At 72.5% G+C, this 21,635-nt stretch carries 19 protein-coding genes, 1 rRNA gene and 1 pseudogene; 16 read left to right on the top strand and 5 right to left on the bottom strand.

Annotated features, from left to right (window positions below):
- Window positions 1–124: 124 nt before the first annotated feature.
- Entirely contained in the window at window positions 125–640 is a 516-nt protein-coding gene (locus tag ACIG87_RS29595; protein WP_396854907.1) for a Uma2 family endonuclease, read from the top strand.
- A gap of 134 nt (window positions 641–774) precedes the next feature.
- On the opposite strand, the gene ACIG87_RS29590 is transcribed toward ACIG87_RS29595, so the two are convergent.
- Complete coding sequence (locus ACIG87_RS29590; RefSeq protein WP_396854906.1) at window positions 775–1,635, bottom strand: phosphotransferase; 861 nt, start codon at window positions 1,633–1,635, stop codon at window positions 775–777.
- A gap of 144 nt (window positions 1,636–1,779) precedes the next feature.
- Window positions 1,780–2,706, bottom strand: a complete 927-nt coding sequence (locus ACIG87_RS29585; protein ID WP_396854905.1) for a 3'-5' exonuclease — start codon at window positions 2,704–2,706, stop codon at window positions 1,780–1,782.
- A gap of 451 nt (window positions 2,707–3,157) precedes the next feature.
- Here ACIG87_RS29585 and ACIG87_RS29580 point away from each other — a divergent pair, with 451 nt between their 5' ends.
- The 15 genes and pseudogenes from ACIG87_RS29580 (at window position 3,158) to ACIG87_RS29510 (ending at window position 19,897) form a co-directional block, all read left to right on the top strand.
- A complete protein-coding gene (locus tag ACIG87_RS29580; RefSeq protein WP_396854904.1) occupies window positions 3,158–3,559 on the top strand; it encodes a hypothetical protein in 402 nt (133 codons plus the stop codon).
- Between the two features lie 189 nt (window positions 3,560–3,748).
- Window positions 3,749–3,907: pseudogene (locus tag ACIG87_RS29575) on the top strand (AAA family ATPase); the annotation flags it as partial.
- A 750-nt stretch (window positions 3,908–4,657) separates the two neighbouring features.
- Window positions 4,658–6,037 carry a DegT/DnrJ/EryC1/StrS family aminotransferase gene (locus ACIG87_RS29570; protein WP_396854903.1) on the top strand — a complete coding sequence of 460 codons (1,380 nt, stop codon included), beginning with the start codon at window positions 4,658–4,660 and terminating at the stop codon, window positions 6,035–6,037.
- Window positions 6,034–7,209: an MFS transporter gene (locus ACIG87_RS29565; protein WP_396854902.1), complete on the top strand. Its 1,176-nt coding sequence runs from the start codon at window positions 6,034–6,036 to the stop codon at window positions 7,207–7,209. The genes ACIG87_RS29570 and ACIG87_RS29565 overlap by 4 nt, the downstream gene beginning before the upstream one ends.
- Window positions 7,206–8,180 (top strand): sulfotransferase, encoded by a 975-nt coding sequence (locus tag ACIG87_RS29560; RefSeq protein WP_396854901.1) that lies wholly within the window; start codon window positions 7,206–7,208, stop codon window positions 8,178–8,180. The genes ACIG87_RS29565 and ACIG87_RS29560 overlap by 4 nt, the downstream gene beginning before the upstream one ends.
- Before the next feature lie 5 nt (window positions 8,181–8,185).
- Window positions 8,186–9,013, top strand: coding sequence for an SDR family NAD(P)-dependent oxidoreductase (locus ACIG87_RS29555; protein ID WP_396854900.1), 828 nt, complete (start codon window positions 8,186–8,188; stop codon window positions 9,011–9,013).
- Between the two features lie 36 nt (window positions 9,014–9,049).
- On the top strand, window positions 9,050–9,889 hold the full coding sequence (locus ACIG87_RS29550) for a class I SAM-dependent methyltransferase (RefSeq protein ID WP_396854899.1): 840 nt from the start codon (window positions 9,050–9,052) through the stop codon (window positions 9,887–9,889).
- A 51-nt stretch (window positions 9,890–9,940) separates the two neighbouring features.
- Window positions 9,941–10,816: a family 3 encapsulin nanocompartment shell protein gene (locus ACIG87_RS29545; RefSeq protein WP_396854898.1), complete on the top strand. Its 876-nt coding sequence runs from the start codon at window positions 9,941–9,943 to the stop codon at window positions 10,814–10,816.
- An 11-nt stretch (window positions 10,817–10,827) separates the two neighbouring features.
- Window positions 10,828–12,129 carry an NAD(P)/FAD-dependent oxidoreductase gene (locus ACIG87_RS29540; protein ID WP_396854897.1) on the top strand — a complete coding sequence of 434 codons (1,302 nt, stop codon included), beginning with the start codon at window positions 10,828–10,830 and terminating at the stop codon, window positions 12,127–12,129.
- On the top strand, window positions 12,126–12,827 hold the full coding sequence (locus tag ACIG87_RS29535) for an aspartate/glutamate racemase family protein (RefSeq protein ID WP_396854896.1): 702 nt from the start codon (window positions 12,126–12,128) through the stop codon (window positions 12,825–12,827). Before ACIG87_RS29540 ends, ACIG87_RS29535 begins: the two co-directional genes overlap by 4 nt.
- 433 nt (window positions 12,828–13,260) lie before the next feature.
- Window positions 13,261–15,867 carry a class III lanthionine synthetase LanKC gene (gene lanKC, locus ACIG87_RS29530; RefSeq protein WP_396854895.1) on the top strand — a complete coding sequence of 869 codons (2,607 nt, stop codon included), beginning with the start codon at window positions 13,261–13,263 and terminating at the stop codon, window positions 15,865–15,867.
- A 67-nt stretch (window positions 15,868–15,934) separates the two neighbouring features.
- The gene (locus tag ACIG87_RS29525; protein WP_088647629.1) at window positions 15,935–16,054 is read left to right on the top strand and encodes a SapB/AmfS family lanthipeptide; all 120 of its coding nucleotides are present in this window, start codon (window positions 15,935–15,937) and stop codon (window positions 16,052–16,054) included.
- 76 nt (window positions 16,055–16,130) lie between these two features.
- On the top strand, window positions 16,131–16,250 hold the full coding sequence (locus ACIG87_RS29520) for a SapB/AmfS family lanthipeptide (RefSeq protein ID WP_396854894.1): 120 nt from the start codon (window positions 16,131–16,133) through the stop codon (window positions 16,248–16,250).
- A 72-nt stretch (window positions 16,251–16,322) separates the two neighbouring features.
- On the top strand, window positions 16,323–17,990 hold the full coding sequence (locus ACIG87_RS29515) for an ABC transporter ATP-binding protein (RefSeq protein ID WP_396854893.1): 1,668 nt from the start codon (window positions 16,323–16,325) through the stop codon (window positions 17,988–17,990).
- Window positions 17,987–19,897 (top strand): ATP-binding cassette domain-containing protein, encoded by a 1,911-nt coding sequence (locus tag ACIG87_RS29510; RefSeq protein ID WP_396854892.1) that lies wholly within the window; start codon window positions 17,987–17,989, stop codon window positions 19,895–19,897. Before ACIG87_RS29515 ends, ACIG87_RS29510 begins: the two co-directional genes overlap by 4 nt.
- A 12-nt stretch (window positions 19,898–19,909) precedes the next feature.
- Here the strand turns inward: ACIG87_RS29510 and ACIG87_RS29505 are convergent, their stop codons facing one another.
- The 3 genes from ACIG87_RS29505 to rrf all read right to left on the bottom strand — a co-directional run.
- The gene (locus tag ACIG87_RS29505) at window positions 19,910–20,611 is read right to left on the bottom strand and encodes a LuxR C-terminal-related transcriptional regulator (protein ID WP_396854891.1); all 702 of its coding nucleotides are present in this window, start codon (window positions 20,609–20,611) and stop codon (window positions 19,910–19,912) included.
- Window positions 20,612–20,721: 110 nt separating this feature from the next.
- Window positions 20,722–21,309: a LuxR C-terminal-related transcriptional regulator gene (locus tag ACIG87_RS29500; RefSeq protein WP_396854890.1), complete on the bottom strand. Its 588-nt coding sequence runs from the start codon at window positions 21,307–21,309 to the stop codon at window positions 20,722–20,724.
- Between the two features lie 235 nt (window positions 21,310–21,544).
- Window positions 21,545–21,635, bottom strand: a 5S ribosomal RNA gene (gene rrf / locus ACIG87_RS29495); the annotation flags it as partial.

The following is a 21,635-nucleotide window of genomic DNA, read 5'->3' as shown; positions in this document are numbered from 1 at the left end:
GGGTGGCCTCGCCAGCGAGCGCCTCGACGGTCGACACCGAACCGTACGCCCGCCGGAGCCTGCCCGCAGGCCGGTACGATACTTCGATGAGCTCGGAGGCGGTTGGCAGGTCATGCCCCCTGTCGTGACGCTTGATGACCTCACCTCGATGATGGTTGCGGACGAACAGCACCGGTGTGAGATCAGTCCCGAGGAAATCCTCTCGATCAGGCAGCCTTCGGGATTCGCCCATGCCATCATCGCTACCCGGCTCACGATCTGGCTCGCCCAAGGCGGTCTACCGGCGGACCGGCTCGCACAGGCGGTCGGGCTACGCATCCCCGGACGGCACGGTGGGGTCGGCGGGCGGATCCCCGATCTGGTGGTGTGGAGCAAGGAACAGGCCGATGGTGTCTGGCTGCCGGTCGCCGACGTGTTGCTCGTCGTCGAGATCGTCTCACCCGGTTCCGAGGGCGTGGACACCGTCACCAAGCGCAGCGAGTACGCCGCCGCCGGCATCCCCCAGTACTGGACGGTCGACCAGGACCAGGCTCAGACGATGACGATGCACCGTCTGGACGGCGACCACTACGCCGTACGGGCCACCATGCCGCTTGCCTGGGTCCTCAACACCGACCCGGCAGAGCACGACCTCGGCTGACATCACCGCCCGCCCCTGTGGCGGGCAGCACAGGTCGCCGGCGTCAGAGCGGTCGAGGAACTGTCCCGGCTCTCCCGCGCCCGTCAACCCGCGCTTCAGCCTCCTCGGGCATGCGCGGGTAGCGGACCTCGTCGTCACTTTCTAGCCGAACCCCCGGCGAACGGCGTCGACCGCCACTGGTCGAGCATGCCGCCGAGGGCGTCCACCAGCATCGGCAACTGGGGGGCCAGTGCGAGACAGGCGACGCCCCGCAGCATCCCCACCGCCGTCACGAAGCGCAGCACGTCCTCGTCGAGCTGCCGCATGTTCCGGCGCTGCGCCGCACGCCGGTAGGCGGCCTCGCCGTCCGGACCGACGCTGACGACATCCCACTCGACGGGTCCCAGCGTCACCATCTCGAAGTCGGCGTAGCGATATCCGTCCACTCCGGCAACGATGTTCACGACCGGGGAGTCTCCGTGGACGGGTTGGAGGTCGACCCCCGGAAACGTCTTCTCGAACAGCTCGCGGGAGCGCACGAGGGGTTCCAGCACCTGCCATTCACGGCGGGCACGGTCCAGGTCCGCCCGGTCGATGAGTTCGGACCGGCCGTCGAGCACGATGAGACCGTCCTCGATGAACCGCGGTTCGGCCGCAGACAGGAAGGACAGCTCACCCGGATAGTCGCGCAGGGCGGCGTGCAGCTCGGGTATGAGGCCGCAGTTCGCCACATAGTCGGGTTCCGCGGCCGGGGCCAGCTCGATCAACTGCCAGAACGTCATCGAGAAGCCGTCGTGCCGAACGGGTTCCCGGGGCATGAGGGAGCTGGGTGGAATGACCGGCACACCCCGGTCCGCGAGCCACCCCGTCACGTCCAGCTCCGCCCGCTGCCGACCAGCCACACTGCCAAGGTCCGCATAGTGCGGCAGGACCGTGGGCACCCGGGCCACGACCGACGACGGCGCAAGGTGCACGACCACGGAGAAAGCGTCGTAGAGCACGCGAGCGTCGGTCACGACCAGCCCCTGTGCGCGCCCGACGTGGACAGCCGCGTCGACCGCGCGCCGGGTTCGGTGGGCAATCTGCTCCGGAGTCATGAAGCTCTTCATATCCTCATCAATCGTCGATCTACCGGCATTTCGGGATCTCCTCGGTGTTCCTCACCGGGTCGACGGCAGGAACGGGCTGGGGGCTCCGCTCCACGACACGTACAGCGCCTCCCGGGCGCGGGTGGCCGCGACGAAGAGCAGGCAGCGCTCGCGGAGCAGGTCGCTGTCGTGCTGCGCCTGGTCCACCTCGCTCGGGGTGATCTCCTTGGTGAAGGGGACCGCCTTCGCCGTCACTCCCACCACGGCGACGCAGCGGAATTCGAGGCCCTTCATCGCGTGCATGGTGGCCAGTCGTACCCCGTCGACGTCCGCGCCGGGCTGGTCGCGCACCCGGACGGCTGGGATTCCGACGCCGGTCAGCTCGTCGTACACCGCGTCGAGGAGCAGGTTGAACCGGGTGCAGATCGCGATCTCGCCGGGTTGGACGCCCTGGGCGAGCCACTCCCCCACCTGCTTCGCCAGCGCCGCGACCTCGGTCTGCTGGGTGTCGTACCTCTGGCTGCGCTGACGTCCTGCACCACGTCTTCGCGGGATGAACCGGCTCGCGGTTACGCCCTTCAGCGGACGGTGCCCGGTCCCGCCATTGGCTGCGAGGTCGTCGCCGCTGATTACGAGGCAGCCGAGGATGTCTGCCAAGACGGTCCGCTGGACGTGTGTCAGGGTGTTCACAAAGATTGCGGCGTCGATGTCTGCCTTTCGGCACGCCTCGGCGACCTCAAGGACCTTGCCGTGGGTCAGCAGCGTCCGGCGGGAGAATGGCCGGGACATCCGGGTAGCCCCACCGGGATGCACCTTCCACCGGTCGGACGCTCCCCGGCGCTGGACGTACCTGGCCACCACCCGACCACCGCGGGCCTCGACCAACGCGGCAAACTGGTCGAGCCGCGCCTCGTACCGCCTTTCCCTGGCCGAGAACAAACCGACGAGTACGACGTCAGCGCCGTCGAGGGGATCACCGATATCCCGGTACTGCTTCACGCTGACATGATTGCTTCCACCACGTCCTCGGGCCACAGGTTTATGACCGTTGACCGCTGCGGGGCTCAGACAAGAACCTGGTCAGACACCTCGCCAGGGCTGCCACGTCGGCGAACCGGGACCGACGCAGCCACGCCCTCGCTACCTGGCACCCGACGCTGGATCATCACCGGCTCCCGATCCCGTTCTCTCTCAAAAGGAGGACTCGACCATCACTGGCCGCGAGGGTCCTTGATCTGACGACATCTACGCAGCTCAAAGGCATGATCAAATCGCCCATTGTCCGTGATTGGACACTTCCAACCCTGGTTCGAGGAAGGTCGCGGTGACTACCTTTTGACTCATAAAGGGTATTGATCAGATTCAACCGGCAAGTGATATCTGATCATCAAATTTCCCCTTTTACCGCCAGGTTGACCGCACCTCGCGGCACCACTCGAAGGAGTCCCTCATGTCCACCGAGTCCAGCAAGCACGCCGACCAACCCGCCCCGAGCGCCAGTGACATCGCCGCAGCCAGCGCGCTCCTGGTCCCTGCCACCTCCGCCGGCATGCCGCCGACCGCGCAGCTCTTCTTCGCCGTGGTCGAGGCCACCGGGGTCCTGAACCGCGGCTTCGGGGTCGTCTCGTCCGCCCGCCTCGCCGTCGGGCAGTACCAGGTGGTGTTCAGCCACGACGTGACCCGCTCCGCGTTCGTCGGGACCATCGGTCTGACCGGTTCCGTCGGCACCTCGCCCAGCGGCGAGATCGCGGTGGTCGGCCGCTTCGGCGTGCCGAACGGCGTCTTCGTCCAGACGTTCACCTCGGCGGGCGCATCCGCCGACCGGGCGTTCCACCTCACCATCTCGTCCTGACAGTGGCGCATCCAGGTCCCAGTCACCCCCGGTGGCGGGGACCGCTCGCGTCGGGCGGCCCGGCGAGTTCACGGCTCGCACCGAGAAATCGTTCATCCGACTGAGGAAGACCCGCCGGATAGCCGACAGGGCTCCCCATCGGCGACCGGGCTAATCTGCGTCGAAAGCCCGTGACGAGTATCGACAAGGGTCGCCACTGCCCTGCTCGGTGACCCACCGGTGCTCGTCTTCGACGAGCCGGTGAACGGGATGGACCCCGAAGGAGTCCATTGGGCGCGCAGGCTGTTCCGGCGGCTCGCCGCCGAGGGCCGCACGGTGTTCCTCTCCAGCCACCTGATCGGCGAGCTGAGATCTGCTGGACCGGTAGCTGTTCCCAGGGTGATCAGGCCGAACGTGGTGCTGACCCGACGGTGAGCGCCGCGGTCGGCCTGGCGGAGGTGCCCGACGTTGCCTACCACGACCTCGGCCGAACGCAGCCGGGCCGGGAACTGACCATTCGCAGGTGCGACCAGCCCCGGCATCGCCGCCACCATCCCGGCCCAGCTGTGGCAACGCTGCCGAACCCTCACACCGACTGCTCGGCAGCAGATCACGGCACAACCCGCTGTCCATCCCGGGGGAACCTCACCTGGCCACCCTCTGCGCCGACGCCGACGGCACCGAGGAACTGCTCGCCACGGGGGATCGTCGCGTCGACCCGGGACGTCGACCCAGAACGGCCGGGAAGTCTGCCGCGCCGGACCGCCCCGCACGGACGGTAGGCCCCGCCCGCCGGTCGGCGGCGCGTACGGGCAGGCCGGGGGCGATCCGGTCCGCCGAATTGCCCGACATTCGCCATTCGTAATGCTCACTGTCAGCAATCACGGTGGCCGGCGATCCGCCTCAACGCGCGTTAAGTCAGCACTCATGACCGACCGCATGGTTGACGGCCCGCATCCCGGCAGTAATCATGTTGTTCACTGGATTCCCGGCCCGCGCAAATGTCGGATCTGGTGGTTGTTCCGGCGTTTCGACGCGGTTGCCCGCGAGGCGCAAGCCCCGCGCACAATTCCTATCGACTCAGTCGGAAAACCGCCGCAGGCAGTCAGGAGCACATCGGTGAACGGGAACGACGAAGCTCTCGCGCCGACCCGAACCGGACCGGGTTCGCACGGCGCTGAGCTGCACGGACAGCTCGCCCTTCGGGGCGGCGCGCCGATCCGGCGCACCCCCTGGCCCACCTACGACAAGGGTGCCGTCCACGTCTGTCAGGAAGACGAGGAGGCGGCGATGCGGGCTATCCGCAGCCACCTCTACTTCCGCTACGACCACCGTAACGAGTCGGAAACGGAGTGCGGGCAGTTCGAGGCCGAATTGTGCCGCTATTTCGGCACCCGGCACGCGCTCGCGGTATCCAGTGGCACCGCCGCGCTCGCGCTGGCCATCATGGGTGCCGCTGTTCCGCCGGGCGCATTGGTGGCCTGCCCGGGGTTCACTTTCGTCGCCACCCCCAGCGCCATTGTGCTGGCTGGTTGCCAACCATTCCTGGTCGAGGTCGACGACGACCTGCGGATGGACCTCGACGACCTGCGCCGCCGCTGGCGACCGGAGATCAAGGCGATCCTGGTGGTGCACATGCGCGGCTTCGCCGCCGACGTGGCGGCGCTGGCCGCCTTCGCCGCCGAGATGGGCGTACCGCTGATCGAGGACGCGGTGCCCGCGCTCGGTGCCGAGCTGCACGGTCGCAAGCTGGGGACGTTCGGCGTGGCGGGGGCATTCAGCACCCAGTCCGACAAGGCGCTCAACTGCGGTGAGGGCGGCTTCCTGATCACCGACGACAGCACCCTGTTCGGCCGGGCGGTGGCGCTGTCCGGGGCGTACGAGGGGCGGCTGCGCCGGCACTTCCCCGACACCGAACCACCGGTCAACGGGTTGGACCTGCCCCTGCTCAGCCTGCGGATGGACGAGATCCGGGCCGCCCTGCTGCGCGCCGAGTTGACCCGGCTGCCGCAGCGGCTGGCCCTGTTCCACCGCAACTACGCCCAGGTCAGCGACGCGCTGGCCGACCTGCCGGGGATCGCCGTCCGCAATCCGGTCGCGCCCGGGGCGTACCTCGGTGAGGCGTTCGTGTTCCGGGTGCCCGGCGGTGACGCCGGCTGGTTCGCCCGCGCGCTGTGCGCGGAGGGCATCGACGCCCGCAACATCGGCGCCGACGACGACCTCAACGTGCGGGCCTTCTGGAACTGGCGGTTCATGTACGACGACACCGACCCGACGGCGATCCGCGCCACCCTGCCGCGCACCGCCCGGCTGCTCGCCGAGACGGTCGACGTGCCGCTGTCGTCGAGCCTGACCCCCGACGACTGTGACCAGCTGATCCGCGCGGTCCGCAAGGTGGCGGCGGCAGCAGCGCTCCGGACGGAGCAGTCGACCCCGACACCGGTCGGCATCGAGCCGTCGACCCCGACGCCCGTCGACGCGGAGCCGGTGCGCTCATGACCTCTGCCTCCACCCGGGACACCGCCGTCCCACGGCTGGCGATGGTGGGCATCTTCGGTGGCCTCTTCGCCGGCTACCTGGGTCTCACCGCCGTCATCCCGGTGCTGCCCGCGTTCCTGCGGGACCGGCACGACGCCGGGGACTTCACCGTCGGCCTGGTGGTCACCGTGACGGCGGTGACCGCGCTGCTGGTCCGCCCGGTCGCCGGGGCCCTGGCCGACCGGCACGGCCACCGCACGGTGATGCTGGCCGGCGCGCTGATCGTCGCCGCCGGCGGCCTGCTGTACCTGCTACCGATGAGCGTGCCGGCGTTGGTCGCGGTGCGGCTGCTGCTCGGTGCCGGGGAGGCCGCCCTGTTCACCGCCGGTGCGGTGTGGACGGTGGCGCTCGCCCCGCACCACCGGCGCGGCCAGCTCATCGGTCTGTACGGGGTGAGCATGTGGGGCGGCATCTCCGCCGGCACCTTCCTCGGCGCCACCCTGCAACAGGTCTCCTTCACGGCGGTCTGGGCGCTCAGCGCCGTCGCCCCGCTGGTCGCCGCCGGGTTGGTCGCCATGGTGCCGACGCCGCCCCGGACCGCCCCCACCAGCGGCGGCGGTGGGTTGCTGCTGCGGCCGGCGCTGCTGCCCGGGATCGCGCTCACCTTCGGCGCCGCCGGGTACGCCGGGCTCGCCGCGTTCGTGGTGCTGCACCTCGACGCCCGCGACATCGGGCACGGGGTGGTGGTGCTGAGCTGCTTCAGCGCCGTCTACGCCGGCACCCGGCTGGTCATCGGGCACCTGCCCGACCGGCTCGGCCCGCGTCGGGTGGCCGCCTGGTGCGGGATCGGCGAGGCGGTCGGGCTGGCCATCATCGCCGTCGCCCCGAACCTGCCGGTCGCGGTCCTCGGCAGCCTGATCATGGGGGTCGGCTTCTCGCTGCTGCACCCGTCGCTGGCGCTGATCGTGATGAACCGGACCGATCCGGCGCGGCAGGGCGCGGCGATCGGCGCGTACACGTCGTTCTGGGATCTGGGGCTCGCGGTGTGGGGGCCGGTCACCGGCCTGGTCGCCGCCGGCTTCGGCTACCCGGCGGTCTTCACCGCCGGCGCGGCCTGCGCGCTGGTCGCGGCCGTGCTGGCGGTACGGATCGGCCGCCCGGTCACCGCACCGACGGAGGTACGCACCGGATGAGCGACCCGTTGACCATCCTGTGTGTCACCGGCTGGTGCCGTAACGGCAGCACCATCATCGGCAACGTCCTCAACGAGGTGCCCGGTTTCTTCCACGTCGGTGAGCTGCACTTCCTGTGGAAGAACGCCACCGGCCGGGGAGTCAACGACCGGTGTGGCTGCGGCGAGCCGCTGACCGGTTGTCCGATCTGGTCGGCGGTGCTGCCGATCGGCCGCCCCGGGAGCGTCTCTCCGGACGCGCACGCCGCACAGGTGATCCGGCGGCAGTGGTCCCGGGTGCGGACCCGGCACACCTGGCGGGTGCTGCGGCGCGGCCTGTACGACGACGAGATCCGCGCGCACGCCGACCTGATGGGCCGGGTCTACCACGGCATCGCCGAGCGCACCGGCGCCCGGGTGATCGTGGACACCACGAAGATCCCCGGCGAGGCGGCGCTGCTGTCGTACCTGCCCGGTATCCGGCCGTACTACGTGCATCTGGTCCGCGATCCCCGGGCGGTGGCGCACTCGTGGCGGGAACCGAAGCAGTACGTCTACGCGATGTCCGCCGCCCGCAGCACCGCCTACTGGCACGGCTTCAACCTGGCCTCCGCCGCGATCACCCGCCGGCACCCGGACCGGTCGATGTTCCTGCGCTACGAACAGTTCACCGCCGACCCGGCCGGCACCGTCGACGCGCTGCTGCGACTCTGCGACGCCGACCCGGCCGGCAACCCGGTGCGCGACCGCACGGTGCAGTTGCACACCAACCACACGGTCACCGGCAACCCGGACCGGTTCCGGACCGGCCCGACCACCATCCGGGACCGGGACGACGGCTGGCGGCACACCCTGTCGGGCCGTCGTCGGTGGGCCGCCACGGCGCTGGCCTGGCCGCTGTTCGGCCGCTACGGCTACCGGTACGACAGTGCGGGCACCGCGCGACCCGGCGACATGCCGGGGGTCGGCACCCCACGAGACAACGGGAGGTAACGGGCGTGGATCTCGGGCTCAAGGGGCGGGTGGTCCTCGTCGCGGGTGGTTCCAGCGGCATCGGACTGGCCTGCGCGAAGGAGTTCGCCGCCGAGGGCGCCCAGGTGGCGATCTGCGGACGCGACCCGGACCGGCTGGCCGCCGCCGAGCGGGAGGTGGCGCAGGTGGCGACCGGACGGGTCAGCGCCACCAGCGTGGACCTCACCGACTCCGACGCGGCCCGCCGCTGGGTCGACGCGGTCGCCGCCGACCTGGGTGGGGTGCACGTGCTGCTGGCCAGCGGTGGCAGCCCTCCGGTCGGCACCGCCACCGGTTTCGAGGTCGAGGACTACCGGGCCGCCGTGGACCGGGTGCTGCTGCCGGCGGTGGCGCTGGCCACGGCCGCGCTGCCGCACCTTCGGGCCGCCGGCTGGGGGCGGCTGCTCTTCGTCGCCTCCGAGACCGCCTGCGTGCCGATCGGGCCGCTGGTGCTGTCCGGGGTGACCCGGGCGGCGCTGGTCCGCTTCGCCCAGGGGCTCGCCGTCGACGTCGGCGGCGACGGGATCACCGTCAACGTGCTGGCCCCGGGCGGGGTGCGTACCCCGCCGATGGAACGCGCCGCGGCCCGGCTCGCCACCGACGGCGACGTGGAGGGCCGGCTGCGGGCGATGGGGCACCACAGCGCGCTGGGTCGGCTCGCCCGGCCGGACGAGGTGGCCGCGGTGGCCGCCTTCCTGGCCAGCGAACGGGCCTCGTTCGTCACCGCCGGGGTGCACCTGATCGACGGTGGCGCCGCCGCCACCGGCCCGGAGCTGCCCCACCTGACCGGGGTCCGCAAGGACACCTACGCCTGACCCCGCCCCCGCCCCCGCGTCCGAAGGAGTTCCCGCATGTCCACGACCAGCCAGTTCACCGAACGGGACGTCTCCGAGTTCTTCGACGAGACCACCCAGACGTACCTCAGCTTCTGGGACAGCGAGGGGGTGCTGCACACCGGCTACTTCGCCGACGCCGACGACACCGACTACCCGGCGGCGGCGGACCGCACCTCCGACATCCTCGCCACCGACGCCGGCATCGACGCCTCCGCGACGGTGCTGGACGTCGGCTGCGGCTGCGGCAACTTCCTGCTGCGGCTGGCCGAGCGCACCGGGTGCCGGGGCGAGGGGCTGGACCTGAGCATCGAGCGGGTCCGGTTCGCCCAGGGCAAGCTCGCCGCGCGCGGCGACGGGTTGCCGATCGCCTTCCAGCACGGCTCGGCCACCGCCATGCCGTACGACGACGGCAGCTTCAGCCACGTGGTCAGCCAGGACGCGCTGTTCCTGGTGCCGGACAAGCCGCGCAGCCACGCGGAGATGTTCCGGGTGCTCACCCCGGGCGGGACGCTGGCCGTCACCGACTTCCTGCAACCCACTCCCGAGATCGGCGAGGTGGCCCGCCGGCACGTCTACGACCGGGTCCGGTGGAGCGGCGGCTACTCCCTCGACGGCTACCGCGAGGCGTTGACGGCGGCCGGGTTCGAGGTGACCGTCGCGCGCAGCCTGGACGACCACATCCGGCAGACGTACCGGGTGCTGGGTGAGACCGCCCGCCAGCGGGCCGCCGCCACCGACGACGAGACGGCCCGGCAGTGGATCCTCGGCTTCGCCGCCTCCTGTGACGAGATCCAGGCCGCGATCGACCGGGGCGAGTTCGGCTGGGGCATGTTCGTCGCCCGCAAACCGGCCTGACCCCCGCACACCGGCCTGACCCGCACACCGGCCTGCCCAGGAGGGAATGTCATGCAGCGCACCGACACCGTCAAACGGACGATCGCCGAGGTCGTCGCCGAACGCAGGACCCAGATGTCGCCCGGCGGACTGTTCGTCGAGGCGTTCGCCAAGGAGGGCTTCGACACCTCCGTCGACTACGACGTCACCATCACCGACTCGTTGACCAGTTCCCGGCGCAAGCCCCGCTACCCGTCGCGGAACGTGCTCAAGGTGGTGGACCTGTCCCGGGAGCCGCAGGAGTTCTACTGGCACGAGAGCCCACCCCGCCCCGGCGACCCCGCGGTGGACGGCGCGGACCTGCGCCGGGAGGCCGCCAACCACTTCCACCGCTCCCCCATCCCGTCGCTGCTGACCACCCGGGCCTGGGTGCAGGTGCCCGACGAGCTGTGGGCCGACCCGGTCGGCTTCGCCCAGTTCATCGACTACCGCCTGGTGGTCCGGCTGGCCACCGCCGAGAACCACACCATCCTGCGCGGCGAGGGCGGGCTGCTGAACATGCCGCAGCTCGGCCGGCTCACCGACCCGGCACCGTTCGCCTCGACCATCCTGGCCGCCTGCAACGAGGTGGAGCAGATGGGCAGCACCGCCGACGGGTTGATCATCAACCCGGCGGACTACTACCGGCTGCTCGGCTCCGGCACCCTGATGCGCGACGTGGAGGAGAACGGCGTCTTCATCGTCCGGACCCGGCTGGTCGACCCGGGCACCGCGATCGTCGGCGACTTCGGCCACGGCGCGGTCCTGTTCGACGCCGGCCGGTCGACGATCCGGTTCGCCGAGCCGCCGCCGGGCACCTTCGCCGAGCCGGGTCGGGCGCTCTGCGCCGAGATCTGGGAGCGGGTCGTGGTCAACCTGCCCACCTGCTTCTTCGTCGTCTCCCTGTAGCGGGGGTCGACGTGTCGACGACGCCCGCGCCGGCTGACGTACCCGGGCGTTCCGATCCCGACGTCCTGGTCGTCGGCGCGGGCGTGGCCGGGCTGTTCTGCGCCTGGTTCCTGTGCCGGGCCGGGCTGACCGTGACCGTGGTGGACCGGGGCGAGGTCGGTGATCCGGCCGCCTGTTCGTCGGGGAACACCGGTTTCGTCGGCACCCAGGGCGCCGCGCCGCTGGCCGAGCCGGGGGTGCCGGCCAAGGGGCTGCGCTGGTTGCTCAACCCGGAGAGCCCGTTCCACGTCCGGCCCCGGCTCGACCGGGAGTTGCTGACCTGGCTGTGGCACTTCCGCCGGCACTGCACCGAGCGGCAGGCCCGCGCCGGCTTCGAGGTGCTGCTCGACCTCAAGCAGCGCAGCCTGGCGATCCTGCGGGAGGTCTGCGCCCGCGACGAGCTGGCCGGCACCCTCACCGCCCGCGGCATGCTGCTGGCCTGCCGGACCCCCGAGGGGTACGCGCAGGCGCGGGCGACGGTGCCGGCGGCGGTGGCCCGGGGGGTGCCGCTGCGGACCCTGGACCCGGCGGAGCTGGCCCGGCTGGAGCCGGGCGTCGAGTTCGCCGTCGCCGGAGCGCTGCTCAACGAGGAGGGCGCCGCCCTGCACATCCCGGCGTTCCTGGTCGCCTTCGCCGGACTGCTGCGCGCCGCCGGGGTGGAGATCCTCACCGACACCGAGGTACGCGGTTTCGAGACGGTCGGCCGGCAGGTCCGCACGGTCCGTACCAGCCGGGGAGACCTGCGGCCCGGCGAGGTGGTGCTCGCCGCCGGGGTGTGGTCGGTGGCCTGCGCCCGGCAGCTGGGCGTCGGCCTGCTGCTGCAACCGGCCAAGGGGTACGCGGTGACCGTCGATTCCGGACCGGCCACGCCGACCCTGCCGGTCCTGCTCAGCGAGGGGAAGGTGGCCGTCATGCCGTTGGGCGACCGGGTCCGGCTCGGTGGGACGTTGGAGCTGACCGGCCTGGACACCGCCGTGTCCCCGCGCCGGGTCGAGGGGATCCTGCGCACCGTGCGGTCGTACCTGCCGGCGTTGGACACCGGCGGGCGGGTGCAGGTGTGGAGTGGGCTGCGGCCGTGCACCCCGGACAGCCTGCCGCTGATCGGCCGGCTCGGGTCGTACCGCAACGTCAGCGTCGCCACCGGGCACGGCCACATCGGGATGGGGCTCGCCCCGGCCGGTGGTCGGCTGCTCGCCCAGCTCGTCACCGGTGCGCCACCGGACGTGCCGGTGGCGGCGTTCGCGGTGGACCGGCACCGCCGGGGGCACCGGTGACCGCCCCGGCGATCGGAGTGCTCTGCCTCCAGACCAGCTTCGACAAGATCCCCGGGCACATCCGCAACCCGGCGACCTTCGACTTCCCGGTGGTGTACCGGGTCGTCGAGGGGGCCACCCCGCAGCGGCTGGTCCGCGAGGCAGACCCGACCCTGCTGGAGCCGTTCGTCACCGCCGCCCGGGACCTTCAGGCCGCCGGGGTCGCCGCGATCACCGGGGCGTGCGGTTTCCTGGTGCTGTTCCAGGCCGAGCTGGCCGCCGCCGTCGACGTGCCGTTGCACTCGTCGAGCCTGCTCCAACTGCCCCTGGTGCACCGGATGCTCGGTCCGGGCCGGACGGTCGGCGTGCTGACCGCCGACGCCACGGCGCTGACTCCGCGGCACCTGGCCGCGATCGGCGCGCAGGACGTGCCGATCCGGGTGGCCGGGATGGCCGACGCGCCGGAGTTCCGCGAGGTGATGCTGGAGGGTCGGCGCGACGCCCTCGACGTCGACCGGTTGGCGGCCGAGGTGCTGGACCGGGCGGACGCCCTGGCCGGGCCGGACCTGGGGGCGCTGGTCATCGAGTGCACCGACCTGGTGCCGTTCGCGCACCTGATCCAGGCCCGGCTCGCGGTGCCGGTCTACGACATCGTCACTCTGACCACCATGGTGCACGCCGGCCTGTCCCGTCGCCCGTACACCGACCGCCGCCGGTAGCCACCCCGGTCCCGTCCGCCGGTCGGTGCGTACGCCCGCCGACCGGCGGGCGTACGCACGTCCGCCACGGGCGGCAGCTCCCCTGTCTACCGGCGGGCGTTTCGCACGTCCGCCCACGGGCCGCGACTTCCCCTGCCCAAGGGTCGTGCCTTCCCCTGCCCACCGGCCTGGCGGGCATCTTGCCCGTCGGCCGGTGGTCGGGCCTTCCCTGCCCGCCGACCGGCAGGTCCCTGCATCGCCCGGCCGGCCAACCGGCGGGCGGGCTGGCGGGGCATCAACCGCCAGGTGATGCGGTATTCGCGATTTCAAACTCCGCTATTGTCACGAGTTTCCGACGTAATCTCACCGCCGGTTGATGAGGCATCGCACTGTGCTCGACGGGCACCCGATCGCAGGATTGACGTCAACCGATCAGGTGGTGGGAGGCGACGACATGGACGACAGATACGACTCGTACTGCGCGGTCGACCCGCTCTTCTACGACTCGCTGTCCAGCGCGAGCGCCACCGCCACCGGCATCGGCTACGTCGCGGACCGCCCGCAGCCGGCAGGCTGGGAGTCCGAGGTCAAGGACGACTGGCTGGTCCACGCCCCGGTCGGCGGCACCCTGCCCGCCCAGGGTTGGAAGATCCACGTCTCGGCCCGGTTGGACAACGCCGAGCGGGTGCTGACCCGGGTGATGGACTACTGCCAGCCGCGCGGCATCCCGTTCAAGCACCTGCGCGGCCCCCGGATGCTGCTGATGCGCAACAGCAAGTACGCCCGTCGGGGCGGCAGCGGCAAGTTCGTCACCGTCTACCCGCGCGACGACGCCGAGCTGGAGCTGACCGCCAAGGAACTGGCGGCGCTGCTCGACGGCGAGCAGGGGCCGTACATCCTGAGCGACCTGCGCTACGGCGACGGGCCGGTCTACCTGCGCTACGGCGGCTTCGCCGCCCGCTACTGCCTCTCGGCCGAGGGTCAGGTGGTGCCGGCCATCGCCGACGCCACCGGCACCCTGGTGCCCGACCGCCGCGACCCGGTGTTCCACCTGCCCGACTGGGTGACCCTGCCCGACTTCCTCGCCCCGCACCTGGCCGCCCGCAACGCCGCCAGCACCACCGCACTGCCCTACCGGATCGAGAAGGTCATCCACTTCTCCAATGGCGGCGGCCTGTACGAGGCCCGGGACACCCGTACCGGTGACCGGGTGGTGTTGAAGGAGGCCCGCCCGTACGCCGGTCTGGACGCCACCGGGGCGGACGCGGTGACCCGGCTGCGGCGGGAGGCCACGGTGCTGCGCCAGCTCGCCGACGTGCCGCACCTGGTCCGGGTGCACGACGAGTTCAGCTTCGGTGGGCACGAGTTCCTGGCCCTGGCCTTCGTCGAGGGCAGCCCGCTCAACCAGGTCGTCGTACAGCGCTACCCGCTGGTGCACCCGGACGCCGACCGGGCCGACTACACCCGCTGGGCGCTGGACGTGCACCGGCAGGTCGCCGAGGCGGTCGAGGCCATCCACGCGCACGGCATCGTCTACGGCGACCTGCACATGTTCAACATCATGGTCGGCGACGACGACGCCGTCACCCTGATCGACTTCGAGGTCGCCGCGCCGGCCGACGAGGCGAGCCGGCCCGCGTTGCGCAACCAGGCGTTCGCCGCGCCCCGCGACCGCGTCGGCGTCGACGTCGACCGGTACGCCCTGGCCTGCCTGCGGCTGGCCCTGTTCCTACCGCTGACCGCGATGCTGCGGCTGGCCCCGGCGAAGGCGGCGCACCTGGCCGACGTGGTGGCCGAGCACTTCCCGGTCGACCGGGCCGTACTCGACCAGACCGTCGCGGTGATCGTCGGCGGCCGGCCGGCCGCATCCCCCACCGCACCGACCGCGACGGGTGGTCGGGCCCTGCTGGACCCCGAGGTCGTGCGGGTCGACCCGGACGACTGGCCCGGCCTGCGCGACCGGCTGGTCCGGGCGATCACCGCCAGCGCCACCCCGCAGCGCGACGACCGGCTCTTCCCGGGCGACATCCGGCAGTTCAGCGGCGGCGACGGCGGGTTGAACCTCGCCCACGGCGCGGCCGGGGTGCTCTGGGCGTTGCACGCCACCGGTACCCCCGTCGATCCCACCCACGTACGGTGGCTGATCGACCGGGTCCGGGAGCCGGCCTCCGGGAGCCGGCTCGGCTTCTTCGACGGGCTGCACGGGGTGGCGTACGTCCTGGACCTGCTCGGGCACCGCGACGAGGCCCGCCGGCTGCTCGACCGCTGTCTCGACGAACCGTGGACGGAGCTCGGGAACGACCTGGTGGGCGGCCTGCCCGGCATCGCCCTGAACCTGGCCCACTTCGCCGAGGTGACCGGTGAGTCCCGCTACACCGCCGCCGCCCGGCGAGCCGTCGACCTGGTCGTCGACCGGCTCGGCGACGTCGACTCGGTGGCCGAGATCAGCGGCGGCCGGTACCCGTACGCGGGGTTGATGCGCGGCGGCGCCGGGGTGGCCCTGATGCTGCTACGCCACCACGAACGGGAGCCCGACGAGACGCTGCTCGACCATGCCGCCACCGCGCTGCGCCAGGACCTGCGCCGATGTGTCCGCCGCGACGACGGGAACCTGGAGGTCAACGAGGGCTGGCGGACCATGCCGTACCTCGCCGAGGGCAGCGTCGGGGTGGGTCTGGTGCTCGACCAGTACCTGCGCCACCGGCCCGACGGGGTGCTGCGCGAGCAGGCCGAGGCGATCCGCCGCTGCGCCGACTTTCCGTTCTACGCCCAGTCCGGGCTGTTCGCCGGCCGTGCCGGCATCGTGGCCTACCTGGCCGGCCGGGGCGAGTACGAGGTGGCCCGCGCCCAGGCCCGACTGCTGGGCTGGCACGCCCTGCCGTACGGCGACGGCACCGCCTTCCCCGGCGACCAGTTGCTGCGGCTCTCCATGGACCTGGCCACCGGCACGGCCGGCGTGCTGGCCGCGCTGGCGGCCAGCCGGCCCACCGACCCGGTCCGGTTGCCGTTGCTGAGCCGATCCGCCGCCGGCCCGACCGGCGACACCACCCCGGCCGGCTGACGCCCCACCCGCTCCCCGGGGTCACCCCGGGGCCGACCGACCCGACGACGGAGGAAGGAGGAAAGACATGGCCCTGCTCGACCTTCAGGGGATGGAGCTGCCGGCCGCCGAGCGTACCGGCGGTGGTAGCCGGGCGAGTCTGCTGCTCTGCGGCGACAGCTCGCTGAGCGTCACCACCTGCAACTGAGGCGAACGGTCGTCGAGCCGACGACCGACCGAGTTCACCACCAGGCACCTCCATATCGACAGAAAGAGGTAAGACCATGGCTCTGCTCGACCTCCAGGCGATGGAACTGCCGGCCGCCGAGCGTACCGGCGGCGGCAGCCAGGCCAGCCTGCTGCTCTGCGGCAACAGCTCGCTGAGCGTCACCACCTGCAACTGACCGACAGGTGTCGCATGGCCCCGGACCGGCTCGAGCCGGTCCGGGGCCCCGCGCGGTGCAGGGGGAGGTGCGATGACGCCGGCTGACCGGCTCCTGCTGCGCGCCGTACGGGCAGCCGACTGGTGGACTCCGACGCTGGCCGTGGCCACCGTGGCCGCGACAGCGGCCGAACTGGCCCTGCCGGCCGTGCTGGGTCGGGCCGTCGACGCCGCCGTCGGCACCGCGCCGCAGGCCTCCCCCGGCCGCTGGCTGGCCGCCGTCGCCGGACTGATCGCCCTCCTGGTCGTCGTCGGCGTGATCCGCGACTACGGCACCGGTGCGGCCACCGCCCGTTCGGTGGCCCAACTGCGGCACACCCTGGTCCGGCACCTGTTCGCCCTCGACCCGCAGACCGCCGCCCGCCGCCCGGTGGGTGACCTGGCCGGCCGGGTGGTGGGTCAGGTCGCCGACGCCGGCCACGCCGCCCCGACGCTCGTGACGGCCGCCACCGTGGCGTTGCCGCCGGTCGGCAGCCTGGTGGCCCTCACCCTGATCGACCCGTGGCTCGGCGTCACCTTCGTGCTGGGGTTGCTCCTGCTCGGCCTGTTGCTGCGCGGCTTCGTCGCCGACGCCTCCGCCGCCGTCGCCGGCTACCAGCAGGCCCAGGGCGACCTCGCCGGCCGGCTGGTGGAGACGCTGGCCGGGGCGCGCACCATCGCCGCCGCCGGCACCACCGACCGGGAGGTCGCCCGGGTGCTGACCCCCCTCGCCGCGCTGCACCGGCACGGCGCGCGGACCTGGACCGTGCTGGCCGGGGCGGCGACCCGGGGCGCGGTGCTCAATCCGCTGCTCCAGGTAGCGATCGTCGCCGTCGGTGGGCTGTCGCTGACCGCCGGCCGGCTGACGCCCGGGGAACTGCTGGCCGCCATCCAGTACGCCGCGCTCGGCGCCGGCCTCGGCACCGTGGTCGCCGCCCTGAACACCGCTGTCCGGGTCCGCGCCGGCTGCCGCCGGGCCGCCGACGTACTCGCCGAACCGGCCCGGCGGTACGGCACCCGCCCCCTGCCCCCCGGACCCGGCACCCTGGAACTCCGCGGCGTCACCGTTCGCGACGCCGACGGCCGGCCCCTGCTCGACCGGGTGGACCTGCGGGTGCCCGGCGGGACTCTGCTGGTCGTCGTGGGCGCTTCCGGGGCGGGCAAGTCCCTGCTCGCCGCCGTGGCCGGCCGGCTGCGCGATCCGGACGACGGCGAGGTGCTCCTGGACGGCGTGCCGCTGCCGGAGCTGACCCCGTCCGCTCTGCACGCCGCGGTGGGTTACGGGTTCGAACGACCGGTGCTGGTCGGCGACACGGTGGGCACCGCCGTCGGGGCCGGCGCGGACCCGGTGCCGCTGGCTAGAGCCGCGGCCATCCACGACTTCGTCGAACGGTTGCCCGACCGGTACGGCACGCCGCTGGCCGAGGTCGCCATGTCCGGCGGGGAACGGCAGCGGCTCGGCCTGGCCCGCGCGTTGCGCGCCGACCGGCTGCTGATCCTCGACGACGCCACATCCAGCCTGGACACCGCCACCGAGTACCAGGTGACCGGGGCGCTGACCGGGCCCGGTGACCGGCGTACCCGGGTGGTGGTCAGTCACCGGCTCGGCATGGCGGCCCGCGCGGACCTGGTCGCGTGGGTGGCCGACGGACAGGTCCGCGCGGTCGGCCCGCACCCGACGCTCTGGGCCGAGCCCGACTACCGGGAGGTGTTCCGGACGTGAGCACGGTCCTCGGCGTGACCCGGGCCGCGCTGCGGGCCCGGCGGGAGCAGCTGTGGCGGTTGGCCGGCTGGTCGGCGGCCGAGGTGCTGCCGGCGGCCCTGTCCGGGCTGCTGACCGCCCGCGCCGTGGACAGCGGCTTCCTGGCCGGCCGACCGGGCACCGGGTTGGCCTGGTTGGCGCTGCTCGGCCTCGCGGTGCTCGTCGGCGCGGTCGGCACCAACCGGTCGTACGCGCTGCTCGGCGACGTGGTGGAGCCGTTCCGCGACGACCTGCTGCGGCGGGTGGTACGCGGCGCGGTGGCCGGCGCGGCCGGCGGCCGGGCCGACGACGCGGCGGTGGCCCGGCTCACCCACCAGGTGGAGCTGGTCCGGGACACCTACGCCGGGCTGCTGATGGTGGTGCGCGGCTTCCTGTTCGCCCTCGGCGCCGCCGTGCTCGGCCTGTTCTCGCTGGCCGCACCGGTGGCCCTGGTGGTGGCGGTGCCGGTGCTGGCCGGCCTCGTCCTGTTCGCCGTGGCGCTGCCGGTGATGGTGGCCCGGCAACGGGAGTACGTCCTGGCCGACGAGCAGCTGGGCCGGGCCGTGGTGACCGCGGTGACCGGCCACCGCGACGTCTGCGCCAGCGGCGCGCAGGACCGGGTCGCCGGCTGGGTCGGCGCGTCCGTCGACGCGCAGGCCCGGGTGGAGCGACGGCTGGCCACCATGGCCGCCACCCGGGGCCTGAGCCTGGCGCTGGGCGGCTGGCTGCCGGTGCCGGTGCTACTGCTGGCCACGCCGTGGCTGGTCCGCCAGGGGCTGGGGCCGGGTGCGGTGCTCGGTGCCCTGGTCTACGTGACGCGGGGGGTGCAGCCGGCCCTGCACAGCCTGGTGCAGGGGGTCGCCGCCGGTGGCCTCCGGTTCACCGTCACCCTGGACCGGCTCCTGCGCACCGCGGCACCGGTAACCGCCGCCCCACCGCCTGCGGCACCGGCAACGGCCACCCTTCGGGCCGCCGCGCCGACGGCCCGGCCCACCACCCCTCAGGCCACCGAAGCCACTGTCCCCGCTCCCGACCGGGCCGTCGCCTCCGCCACCCCAGTCGTCGGACCGTTGTCGCGCCGGGTGCCGGGACGGGCCGCGGCGGCACTGTCGCTGTCCGCGGTGACCTTCCGGTACGGTCCACACGCCGATCCGGTCCTCGACGGCCTCGACCTCGAGGTGCCCGTCGGAGACCACCTGGTGATCGTGGGAGCCAGCGGGATCGGCAAGTCGACCCTGGCGGGGCTGATCGCCGGGGTGCTGCACCCACAGTCCGGCGCGGTCCACGTCGGCGGGTTGCCGGTGGCCGGGGCCATGCCGAGGGAACTGGCCGACCGGCGGGTGCTCATCCCCCAGGAGGCGTACGTCTTCACCGGCACGCTCCGGGAGAATCTCACCTACCTGACCCCCGGCCTGCCGGACGGCACAGTGGACCGGGCGGCGGTCCGGCTGGGCCTGGCCGGGCTGCTGGCCCGACTCGGCGGCTACGACGCGCTGCTACGCCCGACGGACCTGTCGGCGGGTGAACGCCAGCAGGTGGCGCTGCTGCGGGCCTGGCTCTCCCCCGCCCCGCTGACCATCCTCGACGAGGCCACCTGTCACCTCGACCCGGCGACCGAGGCCCGACTGGAGAGCGCATTCGCCGCCCGGCCGGGCACCCTGGTGGTGATCGCCCACCGGGTCAGTTCGGCCCTGCGGGCCCGAAGGGTCCTGCTGCTCGACGGGCGGACCGCGCTGCTGGACACCCACCAGGGGCTGCTCGCCCGTTCAGCGGCCTACCGCGCCCTGGTCGGCTATGGGGAGACAGCACCGGCACCGGAGGCAGCGGCCACACCGGAGCCGGAGGTTCCACCGGAGCCGGTGCGGGAGGTAGAGGTGGGGCAGAGGTAGAGCCGGTGCCGGTCACAGCCAGCCCGACTCGCGGGCGATCCGCACCGCTTCCCAGCGGGTCCGCGCCCCGGTCTTGGCCATGATCCGCGACAGGTGGTTGCGCACCGTCCCGGCCGACAGCACCAGCCGCTCGGCGATCTCCTGGACCGGATGCCCCTCGGCGACCACGTCGAGCACCTCCCGCTCCCGGTTGGTCAACGGGCTGTCGGCGACCTCCAACGCGGCGACCACCAGGTCCGGATCGAGGACGACCCGCCCCTCGGCGAGCTGACGGACCCCGTCGACGATCCGACCGGGCGGCACGTCGCGGCTGAGGAAGCCGATCCGGTGGCCGTACTCGGCGAGCAGCGGCCCGAGCCGGCCGGCCCGTCGCTGCTCGACCAGGACCAGCAGGGAGCCCACGGGTGGGGCGGCAGGCGGGTGGGGCGACCGATCGTCGGCGGCCCCCGCGACGGTCGGATCGGTGCCGGGCGCTGTGGTGGGCTCATCAGCGGGCGCGGTGGGATCGGCGGTCGCCAGGCGGACCAGCTCCGCCACGGTCAGCATGTCGAACTCGACCACGGCCACGTCGGGGCGTTCGGCCCGGACAGCCGCCCGCAGGTGATGTGGACTGTCCACCTCGCCCACGATCTCGATGTCGTGCTCGGCGGAGAGCAGCTGAGCGAGCGCACCCCGGAGCAACCCGCCCTGGAGAGCGAGCAGTGTGCGGACCATAAGCGACTCCCGACATCAACCCCGTATTGACAATACGTGTGCGTTCAGTGACGCACGGTTGGGAATCTTATTGAACTCGTAACTGGTACGACACCCCTTCTCACCAGTAGTCAGATCCAGCCTGCATCCTGCGCCCGCTGGACGGCTTCCCAGCGGTTACGGGCACCGGTCTTGCGCAGCACGGCGGACAGGTGATTGCGGACAGTGCCCGGCGCCAGGTGCAGGTGGGCGGCGATCTCCTTGGTCGGCAGGCCGCGCGCCGCAGCGGCGGTCACCTCGCGCTCCCGATCGTTCAACGGGTTGACGGCGGCGTCGAGCGCGGCCAACGCGGTCACCGGATCGATCATTCGTCGCCCCGCGGCGACCAGCCGCAGTTGATCCAGCAGTTCCTGTGGTGGCACATCCTTGGCGATGATGCCCCGGGCCCGCGCCCCGAGGGCACGTCGCAGCACCGGGGCGGTCCGTCGGGAGGTCAGCACCACCACTGCGCATTCCGGCAACCGGGCACGCCACTGTCCGGTGAGGACAGCGGGATCCTCGATCGCGTCCAGGTCGAGCAGGACCACGTGCGGACGCCGGGTGACGACCCCCTCCGCCGGGTGATGGTCGGGGTCGCTCTCCCCGGCCAGCTCGAACCCGGGCGTGGCGGCCAGGACCGCCGCCAGTGCGGTGCGCAACAGGCCCGGTGGGCCCACCACGACGACCCGGATCGTCGGTGAATCGGTTTCCGAAGGCCGGCCCGGACCCGACGACGGCTGTTTCCGATTCGTCAGTTCATCCACTCATCACATTTTCCCGAGAAAATGCCGAACCAGGCGCGATTGTCAGAATGACGACGGAGCCGAAATGGGTGGAAACGGGGCCGATAACGTCAGGCCCGATAAATGCCAGTAGGCCCGCCCCGTGGTGGGGTGGGCCTACTGGTGAAAGGTTGTCCGGCGGTGTCCTACTCTCCCACACCCTCCCGAGTGCAGTACCATCGGCGCTGGAGGGCTTAGCTTCCGGGTTCGGAATGTGACCGGGC

Source organism: Micromonospora sp. NPDC051925 (assembly GCF_044548625.1).
Taxonomy (GTDB): domain Bacteria; phylum Actinomycetota; class Actinomycetes; order Mycobacteriales; family Micromonosporaceae; genus Micromonospora.
Note: the sequence above shows the minus strand (reverse complement) of the source record. Positions and strands in the feature narration are given on the sequence as shown.